Annotated in this window: 18 protein-coding genes; 15 read left to right on the top strand and 3 right to left on the bottom strand. The window is 68.3% G+C overall.

Annotation, left to right across the window (positions count from 1 at the left end):
- Window positions 1-50 precede the first annotated feature (50 nt).
- A complete protein-coding gene (locus VHAB30_RS28215; protein ID WP_062478161.1) occupies window positions 51-833 on the top strand; it encodes an SDR family NAD(P)-dependent oxidoreductase in 783 nt (260 codons plus the stop codon).
- 21 nt (window positions 834-854) lie between these two features.
- Here VHAB30_RS28215 and VHAB30_RS28210 read toward each other — a convergent pair whose 3' ends face one another.
- A complete protein-coding gene (locus VHAB30_RS28210; protein WP_159279377.1) occupies window positions 855-1,649 on the bottom strand; it encodes an enoyl-CoA hydratase in 795 nt (264 codons plus the stop codon).
- Between the two features lie 167 nt (window positions 1,650-1,816).
- Between VHAB30_RS28210 and VHAB30_RS28205 the strand changes: the two genes are divergently transcribed.
- From VHAB30_RS28205 to VHAB30_RS28150, 12 genes are all read left to right on the top strand, one after another.
- Complete coding sequence (locus VHAB30_RS28205; RefSeq protein WP_159279376.1) at window positions 1,817-2,974, top strand: acyl-CoA dehydrogenase family protein; 1,158 nt, start codon at window positions 1,817-1,819, stop codon at window positions 2,972-2,974.
- 118 nt (window positions 2,975-3,092) lie between these two features.
- Complete coding sequence (locus VHAB30_RS28200; protein WP_159279375.1) at window positions 3,093-4,271, top strand: acetyl-CoA C-acetyltransferase; 1,179 nt, start codon at window positions 3,093-3,095, stop codon at window positions 4,269-4,271.
- Between the two features lie 89 nt (window positions 4,272-4,360).
- Entirely contained in the window at window positions 4,361-5,179 is an 819-nt protein-coding gene (locus tag VHAB30_RS28195) for an ABC transporter ATP-binding protein (protein ID WP_062478152.1), read from the top strand.
- A complete protein-coding gene (locus tag VHAB30_RS28190) occupies window positions 5,176-5,895 on the top strand; it encodes an ABC transporter ATP-binding protein (RefSeq protein ID WP_139704363.1) in 720 nt (239 codons plus the stop codon). Before VHAB30_RS28195 ends, VHAB30_RS28190 begins: the two co-directional genes overlap by 4 nt.
- Window positions 5,896-5,908: 13 nt before the next feature.
- On the top strand, window positions 5,909-6,781 hold the full coding sequence (locus tag VHAB30_RS28185; RefSeq protein WP_056577629.1) for a branched-chain amino acid ABC transporter permease: 873 nt from the start codon (window positions 5,909-5,911) through the stop codon (window positions 6,779-6,781).
- A gap of 4 nt (window positions 6,782-6,785) precedes the next feature.
- A complete protein-coding gene (locus tag VHAB30_RS28180; protein WP_235926953.1) occupies window positions 6,786-7,817 on the top strand; it encodes a branched-chain amino acid ABC transporter permease in 1,032 nt (343 codons plus the stop codon).
- Window positions 7,807-8,823: a phosphotransferase family protein gene (locus VHAB30_RS28175; RefSeq protein WP_235926952.1), complete on the top strand. Its 1,017-nt coding sequence runs from the start codon at window positions 7,807-7,809 to the stop codon at window positions 8,821-8,823. Before VHAB30_RS28180 ends, VHAB30_RS28175 begins: the two co-directional genes overlap by 11 nt.
- Window positions 8,823-9,197, top strand: a complete 375-nt coding sequence (locus VHAB30_RS28170) for a DUF6285 domain-containing protein (protein ID WP_159279374.1) — start codon at window positions 8,823-8,825, stop codon at window positions 9,195-9,197. Before VHAB30_RS28175 ends, VHAB30_RS28170 begins: the two co-directional genes overlap by 1 nt.
- 3 nt (window positions 9,198-9,200) lie before the next feature.
- Window positions 9,201-10,487: an acyl-CoA dehydrogenase family protein gene (locus tag VHAB30_RS28165; protein ID WP_159279373.1), complete on the top strand. Its 1,287-nt coding sequence runs from the start codon at window positions 9,201-9,203 to the stop codon at window positions 10,485-10,487.
- 70 nt (window positions 10,488-10,557) lie between these two features.
- Window positions 10,558-11,787 carry an ABC transporter substrate-binding protein gene (locus VHAB30_RS28160; RefSeq protein WP_159279372.1) on the top strand — a complete coding sequence of 410 codons (1,230 nt, stop codon included), beginning with the start codon at window positions 10,558-10,560 and terminating at the stop codon, window positions 11,785-11,787.
- A 37-nt stretch (window positions 11,788-11,824) separates the two neighbouring features.
- Complete coding sequence (locus VHAB30_RS28155) at window positions 11,825-12,634, top strand: enoyl-CoA hydratase-related protein (protein WP_159279371.1); 810 nt, start codon at window positions 11,825-11,827, stop codon at window positions 12,632-12,634.
- On the top strand, window positions 12,631-13,665 hold the full coding sequence (locus VHAB30_RS28150; RefSeq protein WP_159279370.1) for a phosphotransferase family protein: 1,035 nt from the start codon (window positions 12,631-12,633) through the stop codon (window positions 13,663-13,665). Before VHAB30_RS28155 ends, VHAB30_RS28150 begins: the two co-directional genes overlap by 4 nt.
- Before the next feature lie 34 nt (window positions 13,666-13,699).
- Here the strand turns inward: VHAB30_RS28150 and VHAB30_RS28145 are convergent, their stop codons facing one another.
- Window positions 13,700-14,092 (bottom strand): VOC family protein, encoded by a 393-nt coding sequence (locus VHAB30_RS28145; protein WP_159279369.1) that lies wholly within the window; start codon window positions 14,090-14,092, stop codon window positions 13,700-13,702.
- Between the two features lie 21 nt (window positions 14,093-14,113).
- Window positions 14,114-14,563 carry a helix-turn-helix domain-containing protein gene (locus tag VHAB30_RS28140; protein WP_159279368.1) on the bottom strand — a complete coding sequence of 150 codons (450 nt, stop codon included), beginning with the start codon at window positions 14,561-14,563 and terminating at the stop codon, window positions 14,114-14,116.
- Between the two features lie 306 nt (window positions 14,564-14,869).
- Here VHAB30_RS28140 and VHAB30_RS28135 point away from each other — a divergent pair, with 306 nt between their 5' ends.
- Together VHAB30_RS28135 and VHAB30_RS28130 are read left to right on the top strand one after the other, a co-directional pair.
- Entirely contained in the window at window positions 14,870-15,880 is a 1,011-nt protein-coding gene (locus VHAB30_RS28135; RefSeq protein WP_235926951.1) for a hypothetical protein, read from the top strand.
- The gene (locus tag VHAB30_RS28130; RefSeq protein ID WP_159279367.1) at window positions 15,877-16,929 is read left to right on the top strand and encodes a hypothetical protein; all 1,053 of its coding nucleotides are present in this window, start codon (window positions 15,877-15,879) and stop codon (window positions 16,927-16,929) included. The genes VHAB30_RS28135 and VHAB30_RS28130 overlap by 4 nt, the downstream gene beginning before the upstream one ends.
- The last annotated feature ends 47 nt before the right edge of the window (window positions 16,930-16,976 follow it).

Here is a 16,976-nt window from a genome sequence, read left to right as displayed (position 1 = left end):
TCGGTTTTCTTTCTTTCTTCCTTTCTCTCTCTATCCAAGGACAACAAGAGATGCAACTCGATTCCAGCATTGCCGCCGTCGTCACGGGCGGCGCCTCGGGCCTCGGGGCCGCCACCGCGCGTCGCCTGGCCAGCCACGGCGTGAAGGTCGCGCTGTTCGACCTCAACGTGGAGCAGGGCGAGGCCCTGGCCAAGGAGCTGGGCGGCGTGTTCTGCAAGGTCGATGTCACGTCGGAAGAGCAGGTCGACGCGGCCTTCGCCAAGGCGCGTGCCGCGCACGGCCAGGAGCGCGTGCTGGTCAACTGCGCTGGCACCGGCAACGCGGTGAAGACCGCGAGCCGCGACAAGGCCTCGGGCGAGATCAAGCACTTTCCGCTCGCCAACTTCGACCGCATCATCCAGATCAACCTCGTGGGCACCTTCCGCTGCATCGCCAAGTCGGCGGCCGGCATGCTCACGCTCGATGCGCTGGAAGACGGCGAGCGCGGCGCCATCGTCAACACCGCCTCGGTCGCGGCGCAGGACGGCCAGATGGGCCAGGCCGCCTACACCGCCTCGAAGGCCGGCGTGGTCGGCATGACGCTGCCCATCGCACGCGACCTCATGGGCGAGGGCATCCGCGTGAACACCATCCTGCCGGGCATCTTCAACACGCCGCTGCTGCAGGGCGCGCCCGACAACGTGAAGGCCGCGCTGGCCGCCTCGGTGCCGTTCCCCAAGCGCCTGGGCAACCCGGCCGAGTACGCGACGCTGGCCGAGCTGATGATCACCAACGGCTACTTCAACGGCGAGAGCGTGCGGCTGGACGGCGCGATCCGGATGGCGCCGCGCTGACGCCCGGGCGAAGGGCTGTCGTCAGCCCTTCTGCGCACGCCCCCGCGCCTGCACCGCCTCGCGCCGCGCGCGCAGCACCTCGGGCGTGAGCGACGCGGCCCAGTCGCGCGTGGCGGCCTGCTCCAGCGCCATGCCTTCGGCGAAGCTGCGCGCATGGCCGTCGTCGATCAGGCGCTTGTAGACCGGCAGCATCTCGGGCAACGCGCTCGCGATGTCGGCGGCCAGCGCCAGCGCCTGGGGCATCAGCTGCTCGGGCGTGGTCACGTGGTTGACCAGCCCCCAGCGCTCGGCCTGCTCGGCGCCGACGAAGTTGCCGCTGAAGGCCATCTCCTTCGCACGCGCGATGCCGATGAGCCGCGACAGCCGCTGCGACAGTCCCCAGCCCGGGATCACGCCGATGCGCGCGTGGGTGTCGGCAAAGCGCGCCTCGCTCGACGCGATCAGCAGGTCGCAGGCCAGCGCCACCTCGAGGCCGCCGGTGATGGCCGCGCCGTTCACGGCGCCGATCACCGGGCGCGGAAAGTTCGCGAGCGCGGTGGCCACGTCGGTGCCGGCGTCGCCGGTGATGGCGCCGGGGTCGATCTCGCGCAGGTCCAGGCCGGCGCAGAAGGCGCGGCCTGCGCCGGTGAGGACGAGCACGCGCACGCTGTCGTCCTGCGCGAGCGTGTCGAGCGTGCGCACCAGCGCGCGCCGCAGCGCGAGCGACAGGGCGTTCATCGCCTGCGGGCGGTTCAGCGTGAGGCAGGCGCAGCCGTCCTGCGGACGGGTGAGCAGGAGGACGTTGTCGGCGTCGTTGTTGGTTGCAGATGTATTCATGGCGTGTCAGTGTTGGGCGCAGGCCGTGCCGCGGCATCGTCGGAACGGACGAATCCGGCGGGCTTGTCCCGCTCACGACTCGAAACCCGCGCCCGCGTCGGCACCATGCGCCGCATTGTCTTCAATCCGTCCTTGAATCCACTGAGAGAAAGAAGGAGCGTCCCACCATGGACTTCAGCCTCACCCCGGCCCAGCTCGACCTGCAGGAACGAACGCGCCGCTTCATCGCCGAGGAGGTGATTCCGCTCGAATCCGACCCCCGGCAGGATTCGCACGGCCCCGCCGAGGCGCTGCGCGACGAGCTGGTGGGGCGCGCACGCCGCGCCGGCCTGCTCACGCCGCATGCATCGAAGGAGCACGGCGGGTTGGGCCTGTCGCACGTCGACAAGGCCATCGTGTTCGAGGAGGCGGGCTACTCGCCGCTCGGCCCGGTGGCGCTCAACATCCACGCGCCCGACGAAGGCAACGTGCACCTGATGGAAGTGGTGGCCACGCCCGCGCAGAAGGCGCGCTGGCTGCAGCCGCTCATCGACGGCCATGTGCGCTCGTGCTTCTGCATGACCGAGCCGCCGCCCGGCGCCGGCTCCGACCCGTCGATGATGCAGACCGTGGCCGTGCGCGACGGCGACCACTACGTGATCACCGGGCGCAAGTGGTTCATCACCGGCGCCACCGGCGCGGGCTTCGCGATCATCATGGCGCGCATGGAAGACGGCTCGTCGACCATGTTCCTGGCCGACATGAACCAGCCCGAGATCGTCATCGAGCGGCAGATCGACGCACTCGACAGCTGCTTCACCGGTGGCCACGGCGTGGTGCGCTTCGACGGCCTGCGCGTGCCGGCCACCGACGTGCTGGGCGCCATCGGCGAAGGTTTTCGCTACGCGCAGGTGCGGCTGGCGCCCGCGCGCCTCACGCACTGCATGCGCTGGCTCGGCGCCGCGCGCCGCGTGCACGAGCTCGCTGCCGACTACGCCCGCCGCCGCCAGGCCTTCGGCCATGCGCTGGTGGAGCACGAGGGCGTGGGCTTCATGCTGGCCGACAACGACATGGACCTGCACGTCTCGCGCCTGACCATCTGGCATTGCGCGTGGGTGCTCGACCAGGGCGGCAAGGGCCGGCACGAGTCGAGCGTGGCCAAGGTGCTGTGCTCGGAGGCCGAGTGGCGCGTGGTCGACCGCTCGGTGCAGATCCTGGGCGCGAGCGGCGTCTCGGACGAGACCGTGGCCGCGCGCATCTTCCGCGACATGCGGGCCTTCCGGATCTATGACGGCCCCTCGGAGGTGCACCGCTGGAGCATGGCCAAGCGCCTCGCCAAGGCCTGAGAGCGTAGGGGCGCAAGGCGCCGCCGCCCAAAATCGTCGGTTCCGACGACGCTGTGCGGCGGCGCGGCGCCAACAATGCGCTGGACTGCCGAACCGAACCCATCACCGGAGATTTCACATGCCCGAAGCCTATATCGTCGCCGCCGCGCGCACCGCCGGCGGCCGCCGCAACGGCCGCCTCGCCGGATGGCACCCGGCCGACCTGGCCGCCCAGGTGCTCAACGCCCTCGTGGAGCGCACCGACGCCGACCCCGCCCTGATCGAGGACGTCATCATGGGTTGCGTCGGCCAGGCCGGCGAGCAGGCCTCCAACGTGGCGCGCAACGCGGTGCTGGCCTCGCGCCTGCCCGAGTCGGTGCCCGCCACCTCGGTCGACCGCCAGTGCGGCTCGTCGCAGCAGGCGCTGCACTTCGCGGCGCAGGCCGTGATGTCGGGCACGATGGACATCGTCATCGCCGCCGGCGTCGAGAGCATGAGCCGCGTGCCCATGGGCCTGCCCACCACGCTGCCGCTGAAGAACAACCTGGGCTTCTACGTGAGCCCCGGCATGGAAAAGCGCTACCCCGGCATCCAGTTCAGCCAGTTCACGGGCGCCGAGATGATCGCGCGCAACTACGGCATCGAGAAAGACGCGCTCGACCGCTACGCGCTCGAAAGCCACCACCGCGCCATCGCCGCCACCAAGGCCGGCCACTTCGAGCGCGAGATCGTGCCCGTGGCCGTGCGCATGGCCGACGGCACCGAGACCGGCGAGCTGCACACCACCGACGAAGGCATCCGCTACGACGCCACGCTGGAGAGCATCGCCGGCGTCAAGCTCATCGCCGAAGGCGGGCGCTGCACGGCGGCCACCGCCAGCCAGATCTGCGACGGTGCCAGCGGCCTCATGGTCGTGAACGAGCGCGGCCTGAAGACGCTGGGCGTGAAGCCGCTGGCGCGCATCCACCACATGAGCGTGCTGGGCCACGACCCGGTCATCATGCTCGAGGCCCCGCTGCCCGCCACGCAGCGCGCGCTGCAGAAGGCCGGCATGAAGATCGAGGACATCGACCTGTACGAAGTCAACGAAGCCTTCGCGCCCGTGCCCATCGCCTGGCTCAAGGCACTGGGCGCCGACCCGGTCCGCATCAACGTGAACGGCGGCGCCATTGCGCTGGGCCACCCGCTGGGCGCCTCGGGCACCAAGCTGATGACCACGCTGGTGAACGCCCTGGGCCAGCGCGGCAAGCGCTACGGCCTGCAGACGATGTGCGAAGGCGGCGGCATGGCGAATGTGACCATCATCGAACGGCTCTGACGAAGCCGGGCGGCCCTTGCGCCGCCACCTGGCAGCGCCCGCGGGGCGGCGCTGACCTTTTCCGTTCCCTCAAAAAAAGAGATCGACGCATGATTCATGACACCGATCGCGGAGACAAAGAGAACACCCCCCTGTTGCGCATCGACGCGGTGTCGGTGCGCTTCGGCGGCATCGTGGCGCTCGACGGCGTCTCGTTCGACGTGCGGCGGGGCCAGATCTGCGGCCTCATCGGGCCGAACGGGGCGGGCAAGAGCACGCTGTTCAACTGTCTCTCGCGCCTGTACGAGTGCAGCGCCGGCCGCATCGAGTTCGACGGCCATCCGCTCACGCGCCTGCCGCGCCACCGCATGGCGGGCCTGGGCATCGGGCGCACCTTCCAGAACCTGGCGCTGTTTCGCACGATGACCGTGCGCGACAACGTGCTGGTGGGCTGCCACAGCAAGCACCACGCGGGCTTCCTGCGCAACGCCTTCCGGCTGCCCGGCGTGGCGGCCATCGAGTCACAGGCGCGGGCGCGGGCCGACCAGCTGATCCACTTTCTCGACCTCGAGGCCGTGGCCGAGCGCGAAGTGGCCGACCTGCCCTTCGGCACGCAAAAGCGCGTCGAGCTGGCACGCGCACTGGCGGCCGAGCCGCAACTGCTGCTGCTCGACGAGCCGGCCTGCGGCCTGAACCACGAAGAACTCGAAAGCCTGGGCACGCTGATCCGCGACATCCGCGACCGCCTGAACGTGACGGTGCTGCTGGTCGAACACCACATGAGCCTCGTGATGGGCGTGTCGGACAAGGTGGTGGCGCTGAACTTCGGCAAGAAGATCGCCGAGGGCACGCCGGCCGAGGTGCGCGCGCACCCCGAGGTGATCCGCGCCTACCTGGGCGAAGAGGCAGAAGCGGAGGCGATGGCATGACGACCAACATTCTCGAAGTGCGCGGCTTGCACGCGGCCTACGGCCCGACGCGCGTGCTGCAGGGCATCGACCTCGACATTCCCACCGGCCAGGTCGTGGCGCTGCTGGGCGCCAACGGCGCCGGCAAGACCACCACGCTGCGCGCGCTGTGCCAGATGATGGTGAGCACCGAGGGCCGCATCATGCTGGCCGGCCAGCGCATCGACGGCCGCTCGACCGAGCAGATCGCCAAGGCCGGCGTGGGCCACGTGCCCGACGGACGCGGCACCTTCCTGGGTCTTACGACAGAAGAGAACCTGCGGTTGGGCGCCTACGCCCGCGCAAGCAGGGACGGCATCGACGCCGACATGGAGCGCGTGTTCGACTACTTCCCGCGCCTGCGCGAGCGCCGCGCGCAGCAGGCCGGCACGCTGTCGGGCGGCGAGCAGCAGATGCTCGCCATCGGCCGCGCGCTCATGGGCAAGCCGCGCCTGCTGCTGCTCGACGAGCCCTCCTTCGGGCTCGCGCCGCTCATCGTGAAGGACATCTTCTCGATCATGCGGCGCATCAACAAGGAAGAGCGCGTGTCGATCCTGCTGGTGGAGCAGAACGCCAAGCTCGCACTCGACCTGGCCGACTCGGCCTACCTCCTGGAAACCGGCCGCATCGTGCTCTCGGGCACGGCCGCCGAGATCCGCCGCAACGACGCCGTGCGCAAAGCGTACCTGGGCGAATAAGGGCCACACACCGATGAACGCATTCCTGCACCAACTGCTGGCGGGCCTGGCCACCGGCGGCATCTACGCCAGCGTTGCGCTGGCGCTGGTGATGATCTACCAGGCCACGCACCACATCAACTTCGCGCAGGGCGAGATGGCGATGTTCTCGACCTTCATCGCCTGGAGCCTCATGCAGGCCGGCCTGCCGTACTGGGCCGCCTTCGTCGCGACCGTGGCGCTGTCCTTCGTGCTCGCGGCCGTGGTGGAGTTCACCGTCATCCGGCCCATGCACGACAAGCCGGCGCTGTCGGTGGTGGTGGTGTTCATCGGCCTGCTGGTGATCTTCCACAGCCTGGCGGGCTGGCTCTTCGGCTACACCATCAAGCAGTTCCCGAGCCCGTTCCCGTCGGACGCGTGGTTCGGCAGCGCCATGATGTCGGCGCACGAGATGGGCGCCATCGGCGTCACGCTGCTGGTGGTGCTGTTGCTGTTCGCGTTCTTCCGCTTCACGCCGCTGGGCCTGGCGATGCGCGCCGCGGCGCAGAACGCGGCCTCGTCGCGGCTGGTGGGCATCAACGTCGGGCGCATGCTGATGCTGGGCTGGGGCCTGGCCGGCGCCATCGGCGCGGTGGCCGGGATGATGGTCGCACCCGTGGTCTTCCTCGACCCGCACATGATGACCGGCGTGCTGCTGTACGCCTTTGCCGGCGCGCTCATCGGCGGCATCGACAGCCCCGTGGGCGCGGTGCTCGGCGGCTTCATCGTCGGCGTGCTCGAGAACCTCATCGGCACCTACGTGGTGGGCACCGAACTCAAGCTGTCGGTGGCGCTGGTGCTGATCGTCGGCGTGCTCATCGTCAAGCCTTCCGGCCTCATGGGCCGCAAGCTGGTCACCCGGGTCTGATCGCATGAACTCTCCCCAAGCCTCCTCCTTGCCGACCGCCATGGCACCGCTCGCCAGGGCGGCCGATGCACGCGCCACCGTCAAGCCCTCGCGCTCGCCGCTCGTGTGGGTCGGCCTGCTGATCGTGCTGGCCATCGGCATCACCTTCGTGGCGCGCGGCTACCAGCTGTTTCAGGCGACGATGGTGATCTCGTATGCCATTGCGCTCTTGGGCCTGAACATCCTCACGGGCTACAACGGGCAGATCTCGCTGGGCCATGGCGCCTTCTATGCCATTGGGGCCTACACCACCGGCATCCTCATGGAGCACGCGGGCGTGCCGTACTGGCTCACGGTGCCGGCGGCGGCCGTGGTGTGCCTGATCGTCGGCTACCTGTTCGGGCGGCCCGCGCTCAAGCTCGAAGGGTTGTACCTGGCACTGGCCACCTTCGCGCTCGGCGTGGCGATGCCGCAGCTGCTCAAGTACAAGCACCTTGAGGCCTGGACCGGCGGCGTGCAGGGCATCGTGCTCATGAAGCCCGCCGCGCCCTTCGGCCTGCCGCTCAACGAAGACCAGTGGCTCTACCTGTTCTCGCTGTTCGTCGCGGTCGTGATGTTCTTCATTGCCCACAACCTGCTGCAAAGCGGCAGCGGCCGGGCCATGCGCGCCATCCGCGACCACGCCATGGCCTCCGAGGCGATGGGCGTGGACAACAGCCACTACAAGGCCATGACCTTCGGCGTGTCGGCTGCGTACACCGGCGTGGGCGGTGCGCTGTCGGCCATCGCGGTGCAGTTCGTGGCGCCCGATTCGTTCACGCTCTTCCTGTCGATCTCGCTGCTGGTGGGCATCGTGGTGGGCGGCGTGGGCACGCTGTACGGCGCGATCTTCGGCGCCATCTTCATCATGTTCGTGCCCTCGCTGGCCGAGAAGGTCTCCAAGGCCGCGCCCTGGGCGGTGTACGGCGTGGTGCTGATCGCCTTCATGTTCGCGATGCCCGGCGGCGTGGTCGGGTTGCTGCGCAAGCTCCAGGCACGCTTCGCCCGTGCACGATGACGCGACGCTGATCGCGAACGCACTGCAGCGGCTGGCCGGGCGGCTCGTGCCCGATGGCCATGCGGTGCAGGCCGTGCGCCGGCTTTCGGGCGGCGCCAGCCAGCAGACCTGGGCTTTCGATGTGACGACCACCGGCGCGGGCCCGGCCCGGCCGCTGGTGCTGCGCCGCGCGGCCGATGCCAGCGGCGCGCGCGCCCTGGGCACCGCGGGCCTGGCGGCGGAAGCACAACTCATCGAGGCCGCACGCGCAGGCGGCGTGCCCGTGCCCGGCGTGCGCCATGTGCTGCAGCCGGCCGACGGGCTCGGCGAAGGCTTCGTCATGGACCGCATCGAGGGCGAGACCCTGGGCCGCCGCATCGTGCGCGACGAACGCCTGGCCGGCGCGCGCCGCGTGCTCGCGCGCCAGTGCGGCGCGGCCATGGCGCGCATCCACCGCCTGCCCGCGCACCACCTGCCGCCGCTGCGCACGGCCGCCGCACGCGCGGAGCTCGACTTCCAGATCGGCCTGCATCGCAGCCACGGCACCGCGCGCCCCGTGTTCGAACTCGCGTTCCGCTGGCTGCGCGCGAACGCGCCGGCCGACGTGCCCGCGCCGGTGCTCGTGCACGGCGACTTTCGCAACGGCAACCTGATGGTCGGCGAGGAGGGCCTGCGCGCCGTGCTCGACTGGGAGCTGGCGCACCTCGGCGATCCCATGGAAGACCTCGGCTGGATGTGCGTGCGCTCCTGGCGCTTCGGCCACGGTGCGCTGCCCGTGGGCGGCTTCGGCACGCGCGAGCAGCTCTTCGAGGGCTACACGGCCGAAGGCGGGCAGGTCGATGCCGGGCGCGTGCGTTGGTGGGAGGTGCTGGGCACGCTCAAGTGGGGCATCGTCTGCGAGGCCATGGTGCATGCCTGGCTCAGCGGCCGCGAGCGCGATGTCGAGAAGGCCGCCATCGGCCGCCGCGCATCGGAGGCCGAATCGGACCTGCTGGCGCTGCTCGCCCCCGAGGAAGAGGCCACCTGATGCAGGACCGCCCCGACATCGCCGAACTGCTCGAGGCCGTTGCCGCCTTCCTGCGCGAGCAGGTGGTGCCGGCTACCGAAGGGCAGGTCGCGTTCCACGCGCGCGTGGCGGCGAACACGCTCGACATCGTGCGGCGCGAAGTGCTTCTCGGCCCCGTCGCGCAGGCCAGTGAGTTGATGCGGCTGCACGCGCTGCTGGGCCCCGGCACACCTGCCGACCTGGCCGAAGCCAACCGCCTGCTCTGCACCCGCATCGCCACAGGCGAATTCGACGCTGCCACCCCCGGCCTGATCGACCACCTGCGCCAGACCACACGCGACAAGCTCGCCATCGACCAGCCCGGCTATGCCGCCGGCACGGAGAAGAAAGACTGAGCCATGGACTTCGACCTGCCCCGCGACCTTGTCGACTATCTCGCCGAACTCGACGCCTTCATCGACCTCGAGATTGCGCCGCTGCAGGCGCAGGACGACAACGAGCGCTTCTTCGACCACCGCCGCGAATGGGCCCGCACCGACTTCGAGAACGGCGGCCTGCCGCGCCCCGAGTGGGAGGCGCTGCTGGCCGAGGCGCGCCACCGCGCCGACCGCGCGGGCCACCTGCGCTTTGCACTGCCCGCCGAATTCGGCGGGCGCGACGGCAGCAACCTCTGGATGGCCGTGATCCGCGAGCACTTTGCCGCGCGCGGCCTGGGTCTGCACAACGACCTGCAGAACGAACATTCGATCGTCGCCAACAACCCCTTCGTGCTGGCCATCCGCGACTTCGGCACGCTCGCGCAGTGCGACGAACTCATCCAGGGCATGCTCAACGAGCGCGTGCGCCTGACCTTCGGCCTCACCGAGCCGCAGCACGGCTCCGACGCCACCCACATGGAAACCCGCGCCGTGCCCGAAGCACGCCACGGCCGCGCCGGCTTTCGCATCGACGGCGAAAAGATGTGGACCACCGGCATGCACACCGCCACGCACTGCGTGCTGTTCGCGCGCACCAGCGGGCGCGACGGCGACGCGCGCGGCATCAGCGCCTTGCTCGTGCCCGCGAAGGCCGAGGGCGTGAAGATCGAGGAGTACCTCTGGACCTTCAACATGCCCACCGACCACCCGCGCGTGAGCTTCACGAACGTGTGGGTGCCCGACGACGCCGTGCTCGGCCCGCTCGACGGCGGCCTGGCCATTGCCCAGCACTTCGTGCACGAGAACCGCATCCGCCAGGCCGCGTCGAGCCTGGGCGCCGCCGACTACTGCGTGCGCGAGAGCGTCAAGTACGCGCGCGAGCGCAAGCCCTTCGGCGAGGAACTGGCGCGCAACCAGGGCATCCAGTTTCCGCTGGTCGAACTGGCCACGCAGGTCGAGATGCTGCGCCTGTTGATCCGCAAGACCGCGTGGCAGATGGACCAGATGCCCAAGCCGCAGGTCGAGAAGCAGCTGTCCGACAAGGTCTCGATGTGCAACTACTGGGCCAACCGCCTGGTGTGCGAGGCCGCCGACCGCGCGATGCAGGTGCACGGCGGCATCGGCTACTCGCGCCACAAGCCCTTCGAGCACATCTACCGCCACCACCGCCGCTACCGCATCACCGAGGGCTCCGAAGAGATCCAGATGCGCAAGGTGGCGGGCCACCTCTTCGGCTACATGGGGCCGAACCGGGCCACCTCCGCCTGAACCGCTTTCCGACGACGACTGACGACGCAGGCCACCCGGCCACTCAGCAACACAGAAGGAGACACGCGACATGGTTCATTTGCTTTCCAGCCGCACCGCCTTGGCTTCCGGCCTAGTTGTGGGCCTTGCCACGCTCTGCATCAGCCTGCCGGCCCTGGCCCAGAAGAAGCCCGAAGCCGGCGTGAGCGACGCCGAGATCGTGCTGGGCATGCCCATGCCGCTGTCGGGCCCCGTGTCGGGCTACTCGGTGGTCGGCAAGGTGGCCGAGGCCTACTTCAAGAAGCTCAACGAGCAGGGCGGCATCCACGGGCGCAAGGTGCGCCTGTTGATCTACGACGACCAGTACTCGCCGCCCAAGACCGTCGAGGTGGCGCGCCGCCTCGTCGAGGAAGACCAGGTGCTCGCCATCTTCGGCAACCTGGGCACCGCGCCCAACATGGCGATCCAGCGCTACATGAACGCCAAGAAAGTGCCGCAGCTGTTCGTGCAGTCGGGCGCCTCGCAGTTCGACGACGCGGCCAAGTACCCGTGGACCGTGCCTTTTCTCGGCAGCTACCAGGGCGAGGGCCGCGTGTTCGCGCGCCACATCATCGACAACCGCCCCGACGCCAAGATCGCCGTGCTCATGCAGAACGACGACCTCGGGCGCGAAGTGCTCAAGGGCCTGCAGGAAGGCCTGTCGAAGCAGGGCAAGGCCAAGATCGTGGCGCAGGCCACCTTCGAGGTGACCGACCCCACCGTCGATTCGCAGGTGGTGCAGCTCAAGTCGTCGGGCGCCGACGTGCTCGTGATGGCCGCCACCGCGCGCACCGCCGCGCAGGCCATCCGCAAGGTCGCCGACGTGGGCTGGACGCCCGACCGCTACCTCAACTTTGCCGCCGCCTCCGTGAAGATGGCCTTCGAGCCCGCGGGTGCCGACAAGGCCAAGGGCGTGGTCGCGCTCGCCGTCTACAAAGAACCCATGAGCCCGCGCTGGAGTCGCGACCCCGAGGTGCTCGAGTACCTCGAGCTGCTCAAGACCCACGCCAGCGGCGTCGACCCGAGCAACGGCAGCGGCGTGTCGGGCTACATCGTCGCGCAGCTCATGGCCCACGTGCTGCGCGAGGCCGGCGCCAACCCCACGCGCGAGAGCGTGCGCGTGGCCGCCAGCACCCTCAAGAGCCCGCGCATCTCGATGCTGCTGCCCGGCGTGGCCATGGCCAATTCGGCCGCCGACCTGCACGCCTATGCGTCGATGCAGCCCGTGCGCTTCAACGGCGTGGACCTCGACCCGGTCGGGCCCGCGCTGAACATGAAGTGAAACCCTCTTGCCTACTCACACCCTTCGGAGCCCCGCCATGAGCCAGCCTGACGACCAGGACCCCCTTCTGTACGAACGCGACGGCGACGTCGCCATCCTCAGCTTCAACATTCCCAAGCGGCTCAACCCGCTCACCGTGCCGCTGCAGGAGGCCTTGCGCCAGCGGCTCGCGCAGCTGCGCGACGAGGGCGAGGTGCGCGCCGTGGTGCTCACCGGCGTCGGCAAATCGTTCTGCGTGGGCGCCGACCTGGGCAGCATGGACGCCAGCGCGCCCGGCAGCCTGGGCCAGCGCACGGCCGACGCGATGGAGGCGATGTCGAACCGCCTCATCGAAGACCTGCGCAGCATGCCCTTCCCCGTGGTGAGCGCCATCAACGGCCCCGCCGCGGGCGCCGGCGTGGGCGTGGCGCTGGCCGCCGACGTCGTGCTGGTGGCGCGATCGGCCTACTTCTACCTGCCCTTCATGCCGCGCCTGGGCATCGTGCCCGACCTGGGCACCACCTGGTTCCTTGAGCGGCTCGTGGGCCGCGCGCGCGCCGTCGGCATGTCGCTGCTCGGCGAGCGCCTGTCGGGCGAACAGGCTGCGCAATGGGGCCTCGTGTGGGCCTGCGTGGACGACGCCGAGCTGCGCGCCCAGGCGGTTGCCGTCGCGCAGCGGCTCGCGCGCCTGCCCGCGCACGCGGCGCACGAGATCCGCGCCGTGTACGAATCGGCCGCGAGCCAGTCGCTTGTCGGCCAGATGCGCCACGAGGCCGAGCGCCAGCGCGAGCTGATCGACCGGCCCGACTTCGCCGAAGGCGTGAAAGCCTTTCTGGAGAAACGCGAGCCCGTGTTCCGCCGGCCATGAGCGCAGCTGCAGACATCGCCACCCCAGCAGGCATCGAGTTCGACGCCGACCGCCTGCAGCGCCACCTGCGGCAAGCGCTGCCCGCGCTTGAAGGCCCGATGCGCCTGGCGCGCATCGGCGGCGGGCAGTCGAACCCCACCTTCTTCGTCGACTTCGACAACCGCGCGCTGGTGCTGCGCAAGCAGCCGCCCGGCGAGCTGCTGCCTTCGGCCCACGCGGTCGACCGCGAGTACCGCGTGCTGCGCGCACTGGCCGCCACCGACGTGCCCGTGCCGCGCACCGTGCTGTACTGCGACGACCGCGCCGTGGTGGGCACGCCCTTCTATGTGATGGACAAGCTCGAAGGCCGCGTGCTGTCGAACTACGCGCTGCCCGGTATCGCGCCCGCCCAGCGCCGCGCGTACTACTTCGCCATGGCCGAGACCCTGGCGCGCCTGCATGCGGTCGACCTTGCCGCCGTCGGCCTCACCGACTACGGCCGCCCCGGCAACTTCTTCCAGCGCCAGATCGCCCGCTGGACCCGGCAGTGGGAAGCCTCGCGCACCCGCGAGGACGCCAACATCGACCGCCTCATCGCCTGGCTGCCCGCCAACCTGCCACCGGGCGACCAGACCACCATCGCGCACGGCGACTTCCGTTTCGGCAACCTCATGTTCCACCCCACCGAGCCGCGCGTGATCGCCGTGCTCGACTGGGAGCTGTCCACCCTGGGCCACCCGCTGGCCGACGTGGCCTACAACTGCATGGCCTGGCACACCGGCGCCGACGAGTTCGAGGGCATGCAGGGCATCGACCTCGCGGCCGAAGGCGTTCCCACGCAGGCCGAGTACATCGCCCACTACCAGCAGGCCGGCGGCTGCGCCGAGCCAGTGACCAACTTCCACCTGGCGTTCTCGCTGTTCCGCTTCGCCGTGATCCTCGAAGGCATCGCGGCGCGCGCCAAGAGCGGCAGCGCGGCGGCGGCCGATGCGGTGCAGGTGGGCGCGCAGGCCGCGGGGTTTGCGCGGCGGGCGGTGGCGTTGATCGACTAGCCGCCAGCGAACTGGCGAGCGGGCAGGGCGCCCGTCAGCCGCCGATGGGCGAGCACAGCTCGACCAGCGTGCCGTCGGGACAGCGCACGTACGAGACCACCTGCCCCCAGGGCTTGGTCGCCGGCGCCGACAGCTGCGTGGCGCCGGCTGCGAGCGCGCGGCTGTGCGCGGCAGGCACGTCGGGCGTCACGAGGCCCAGCTCCATGCCCAGCGGTTGCGCGGATTCCGAGGCGGCGACATGTCCACCCGGAAAGTTGGAATCGCCGAGCGCATGCGCGGCGAACGCCAGCGTGGTCTCGCCAGTTTCGAGTTCGCCATAAGTGCCCGATTCATGCAGGAAGCGCGTGGGCAGGCCGAAGGCTTGCCCGAAGAACTTCAGCGACTGGGCGACGTCGGGAACGTAGACGATGGTGTAGCCGAGTTTCATGGTGTGCGGCGGGTGACTTGCTTACTGCGCTTCCAGCCGCTCTGCAATCTCGCGCGCCCCGAGTTCTCGCACCGTGGCCAGCCGCTCCAGCTGTGCCGCGCGCGGGCGCGCCTTGCCTTGTTCCCAGTGATAGATCGTCTGGCCCGACACGCCGACCAGCTGCCCGTAGATCGCGGCGGACAGCCCGAGCTTGGCGCGGTGCGCGGCCAACCGGTTGGCGCTGAAGCGGCGCTTGGGGCTGCCCGCGTCGGCGTCGTCACCCGCAGCACCGGCTGCGGCCGATGTCTGACGCGCGGAGCCCTTGGCAACCTTGCGCAATTCCTTTTCAAGCGCGCTCACTTGACGGCGCAAGTCGGCAATCGATGCCCGGTGCGCGACGGAGGCCTTCTTGAGTGTTTCGATTTCCGCTCGCACTTCCTTGCGAGCGACACGGGAAATTTCGGCTTTGAGGATGGAGGCGATGTTTGGCATGGGGGGATTGTGCTCAATTTGGGGACACAAATGGAGGGGGCGTTCTGTAGGCGGAAGCCGTCGTTTGCGGGCAACAGGTGTTTGAGCCCCCCAATTGGTCTCGGAACTTTTTCGCTAAACGCCGAATTCCATCGTGCCGATGGATGCTTGTCTGAGGCGTTTAACCAAGGCCGTGCCTATCTCGCAGAGAGGTTCCATGCGACGATTCGGGGCCGCGTTATCGGCTGGTATTGGACATTCGTCAAAAAAACAATTTGCGCCAATGGCGAGTCCACGCACACACGGGCGCTGTTACAGGGAGCACACATGGCATTTACTTCCGGTATTCGAAAAGCTTTGCTTGGCGGATGCTTCTTGCTGGCCGGGCTGACCGCATTCGCCCAGCCGGAGCTGTATCGAAGCGTTCTGGATCTCAGCTACCAGAGCGCAAGGCCCGCTCTTCCGGTCGCCGCCTACCGAAATATCAGCGGGGCGGAATTCAGGTCGATGGTGAGCAAGGCGTTCCAGAAGTCGGACTTCTCTCTTGTGGCTGTGGGCCAGCAGAAGAACAAGTCGACGATCTTCGAGTTCAAATTCAATGCGGATCCGAAGTGGCGGTTCGTGCCGACAGTTCTCGTATCTGCCGAGGAGTTGCTCGATGGAAAGAAGAAGTGCAATCCATGCTACTTGAGATTCTTCGAGATAAAAAACGCGCCAGAGGTCAAGGCGCTTCCGTGGATGGCTCAGTACGACCTGAGCGCGCGGCTCTTGCCGGCGATCGACAACGCGTACGCGACGATCGAGTCTGTCGGGCGCGAACATATCGACCCTGCGTTTCGGCTCGACTACAAGCGGCAATGGGAAGGAGAAAAGACCTTGTTCGGCAACGCCTTCGTTGGCCTCAGTTTGCCCAGTCTCAAGGAGAACATTGTTCGCGCTTATCAGAGCGCTGGCTTCCTGCCCATTGAAAGCGAGGCTCCTCCGAAGGCCCCCGAGCTCACTCTGGCTTTCAGTTTTCCCGTGGATCCGGCCAAGGAGGGCGGGGTGGTCTACAAGGTGAAGGTCCTCAGCCAGTACGACGCGGACGGCCATTGCTACCCCTGCGAGGTCATTGAATACTTCGATCCGCACCAGCAACTTCCCCCGGCGGGTCTGTCTGGCGTCGTGAGCCGTGCGAGCCTCGAGTCGAGATTCACGGCAGCGCGGAATGCGGCATACGAAAGCATGCGTACTGACCTCGAACGTTATCTGCGACCTCGCTCCGTGTTCTCGGTGCCGCCCAAACCAGCGCCCCTCGGGTCGCCACGTCCTCCGCCCATGCCGGTTGCGGCGACATGACCGCCCAGGCGCAGCTTGCGGCTGGGAGCGGCACCAACGCCGCGATGCGCCAGGAGCATTGGTTCATCTTTGGCAACCTGTTCGTGGCGCTGTCGGCCGGAGCGCTGGCATTGTGGTCCGCGCCGATGATGCTGGCCATTCTCTATATCAATGTATGGCTGCTGGCGAACCCTCATCTGGTTGCGACCTACACGCGCATTGGCGCTATCTATTCGCGCCTTCGCCTGCGCTGGGTCCTGATCGTTGTCGCACCTCTCTTGATATTGGCGGCTTTGACGGTCATTGCGCTGGCCTATGAAGCGGCTGGGTTGCTCGCCCTGTATTTCGTGCTTCAGACGTTCCATGTTGCTCGCCAGAGCTATGGAATCGCCAGACGCAATGACCATCGGCTTCAGGTGCCTTTCCGGAAGCTGCCCTACTTGCTGGTCTATTTGTTTCCCGTGTGGGGGTACCTGCATCGCAGCGCGCAGGCGCCCCAAAGCTTCCTGGGGTACCCCATCTGGTTTCCTCCCATTCCGCAGGAGTTGGCCTTTGCGGTGGGCGTCGCAGCCATCGCCGGTGCATTGTTCTGGTTCGCTCGCCTGATGATGCATGCCAGGAGCGAGAAGCCGGCGAATGAGCCCTTCAACAGCTTCGTGCTCTCGCACCTGGTGATTTCGCTGGTTGGCTATGTCTGGATCAGCGACATCACGGTGGGCTGGTTGGTGGTCAACGTCTGGCACAACATTCAGTACCTGGTATTCGTGTATCGCCAACGGCGTCCTGAAATCACGACGGAAAAAGGCGGCGAGAAACCAGACAACGCTTCGGCACGCCACAAGCCGTTGGTTGCGGTTCTGAAATCCCCCGTGACTTTTTTTCTGACGTGTTCAATCGTGGGCGCTGTCTTGTTCGTGGCTGCCGATCGTGTTGGCGAAAGTCTTCTTTGGCTGGGGCTTCCGACCATTCTTATCGCGCACTTCGTCTTGAACTTCCATCACTACTTGGCGGACGCCGTGATTTGGAGGCGGCGTCGTGCTGGCGGGCCTGACGGTGTTTCGTCGCGCTGATTGGCGAAAGACCCTCCCTCAGGTCAGGCGCCTGACACCACCACTCA

The organism is Variovorax boronicumulans (assembly GCF_009811375.1).
Lineage (GTDB): Bacteria > Pseudomonadota > Gammaproteobacteria > Burkholderiales > Burkholderiaceae_C > Variovorax > Variovorax boronicumulans.
The sequence above is the reverse complement of the archived record's forward strand: the minus strand, read 5'-3'. Positions and strand labels throughout refer to the sequence as shown.

Coding starts and splice junctions, on each gene's coding strand:
- VHAB30_RS28180 (WP_235926953.1), top strand. CDS start 6,786: ATGAACTCTCCCCAAGCCTCCTCCTTGCCGACCGCCATGGCACCGCTC.
- VHAB30_RS28215 (WP_062478161.1), top strand. CDS start 51: ATGCAACTCGATTCCAGCATTGCCGCCGTCGTCACGGGCGGCGCCTCG.
- VHAB30_RS28165 (WP_159279373.1), top strand. CDS start 9,201: ATGGACTTCGACCTGCCCCGCGACCTTGTCGACTATCTCGCCGAACTC.
- VHAB30_RS28135 (WP_235926951.1), top strand. CDS start 14,870: ATGGCATTTACTTCCGGTATTCGAAAAGCTTTGCTTGGCGGATGCTTC.
- VHAB30_RS28190 (WP_139704363.1), top strand. CDS start 5,176: ATGACGACCAACATTCTCGAAGTGCGCGGCTTGCACGCGGCCTACGGC.
- VHAB30_RS28185 (WP_056577629.1), top strand. CDS start 5,909: ATGAACGCATTCCTGCACCAACTGCTGGCGGGCCTGGCCACCGGCGGC.
- VHAB30_RS28145 (WP_159279369.1), bottom strand. CDS start 14,092: ATGAAACTCGGCTACACCATCGTCTACGTTCCCGACGTCGCCCAGTCG.
- VHAB30_RS28205 (WP_159279376.1), top strand. CDS start 1,817: ATGGACTTCAGCCTCACCCCGGCCCAGCTCGACCTGCAGGAACGAACG.
- VHAB30_RS28130 (WP_159279367.1), top strand. CDS start 15,877: ATGACCGCCCAGGCGCAGCTTGCGGCTGGGAGCGGCACCAACGCCGCG.
- VHAB30_RS28160 (WP_159279372.1), top strand. CDS start 10,558: ATGGTTCATTTGCTTTCCAGCCGCACCGCCTTGGCTTCCGGCCTAGTT.
- VHAB30_RS28200 (WP_159279375.1), top strand. CDS start 3,093: ATGCCCGAAGCCTATATCGTCGCCGCCGCGCGCACCGCCGGCGGCCGC.
- VHAB30_RS28170 (WP_159279374.1), top strand. CDS start 8,823: ATGCAGGACCGCCCCGACATCGCCGAACTGCTCGAGGCCGTTGCCGCC.
- VHAB30_RS28150 (WP_159279370.1), top strand. CDS start 12,631: ATGAGCGCAGCTGCAGACATCGCCACCCCAGCAGGCATCGAGTTCGAC.
- VHAB30_RS28140 (WP_159279368.1), bottom strand. CDS start 14,563: ATGCCAAACATCGCCTCCATCCTCAAAGCCGAAATTTCCCGTGTCGCT.
- VHAB30_RS28210 (WP_159279377.1), bottom strand. CDS start 1,649: ATGAATACATCTGCAACCAACAACGACGCCGACAACGTCCTCCTGCTC.
- VHAB30_RS28155 (WP_159279371.1), top strand. CDS start 11,825: ATGAGCCAGCCTGACGACCAGGACCCCCTTCTGTACGAACGCGACGGC.
- VHAB30_RS28195 (WP_062478152.1), top strand. CDS start 4,361: ATGATTCATGACACCGATCGCGGAGACAAAGAGAACACCCCCCTGTTG.